A 1194-nucleotide genomic window follows, 5' to 3' on the forward strand; every position below is an offset into this window, starting at 1 on the left:
TTTCCTTCGGGACTGAGGTGACAGGTGGTGCATGGTTGTCGTCAGCTCGTGTCGTGAGATGTTGGGTTAAGTCCCGCAACGAGCGCAACCCTTGTCTTTAGTTGCCATCATTAAGTTGGGCACTCTAGAGAGACTGCCAGGGATAACCTGGAGGAAGGTGGGGATGACGTCAAATCATCATGCCCCTTATGCTTAGGGCTACACACGTGCTACAATGGGTGGTACAGAGGGTTGCCAAACCGTGAGGTGGAGCTAATCCCTTAAAGCCATTCTCAGTTCGGATTGTAGGCTGAAACTCGCCTACATGAAGCTGGAGTTACTAGTAATCGCAGATCAGAATGCTGCGGTGAATGCGTTCCCGGGTCTTGTACACACCGCCCGTCACACCATGGGAGTCGGAAACACCCGAAGCCGATTATCTAACCGCAAGGAGGAAGTCGTCGAAGGTGGCGTCGATAACTGGGGTGAAGTCGTAACAAGGTAGCCGTATCGGAAGGTGCGGCTGGATCACCTCCTTTCTAAGGAGAATTACCTGCTGTTCAATTTTGAAAGTTCATTTAGAACTTTTAAAAAAATAAAATATAAAATGGGGGTGTAGCTCAGTTGGGAGAGCACTTGCCTTGCAAGCAAGGGGTCAGGAGTTCGACTCTCCTCATCTCCACCATTTATATTAAATTGTACCTTGAAAACTGAATATATTAGTGATAATACGATATCACAAGATATTGTATACAATGACATCTATATAAAATGTCCTAACGGACAAAGAGAGAAAACTCTAAAAAACAACCAATTATTCTTTAACTGTCGAAAGACAAAATTAGAAAAATCTCAAGATAACTAAGCAATGAGAAATCATTGAAGGTCAAGTTATTAAGGGTGTAGGGCGGATGCCTTGGCACTAGGAGCCGATGAAAGACGTGATAAGCTGCGATAAGCTTCGGGGAGTGGCACATACACATTGATCCGGAGATTTCTGAATGAGGAAACTCACTTGGAGTAATGTCCAAGTATCCATACATGAATACATAGTGTATGGAGGGGAACTCAGGGAACTGAAACATCTAAGTACCTGAAGGAAGAGAAAGAAATTCGATTCTGTTAGTAGCGGCGAGCGAAAGCGGAAGAGCCCAAACCGAGTTAGTTTACTAATTCGGGGTTGCGGACATATCTTAAGAGGAAGTTATTGCGATT

The 1194-nt window shown here is 44.7% G+C and carries 1 tRNA gene and 2 rRNA genes; all 3 read left to right on the forward strand.

Features of this window, described 5'->3' with window-relative positions:
• Nucleotides 1-518 (forward strand): 16S ribosomal RNA (locus FYJ71_RS09830); the annotation flags it as partial.
• Nucleotides 519-588: 70 nt separating this feature from the next.
• A tRNA-Ala gene (locus FYJ71_RS09835) sits at nt 589-664 on the forward strand.
• Between the two features lie 199 nt (nt 665-863).
• Nucleotides 864-1194: ribosomal RNA gene (locus tag FYJ71_RS09900) — 23S ribosomal RNA — on the forward strand; the annotation flags it as partial.

Origin of the sequence: Peptostreptococcus porci (assembly GCF_009695815.1) — a bacterium.
Classification (GTDB): Bacteria; Bacillota; Clostridia; order Peptostreptococcales; family Peptostreptococcaceae; genus Peptostreptococcus; species Peptostreptococcus porci.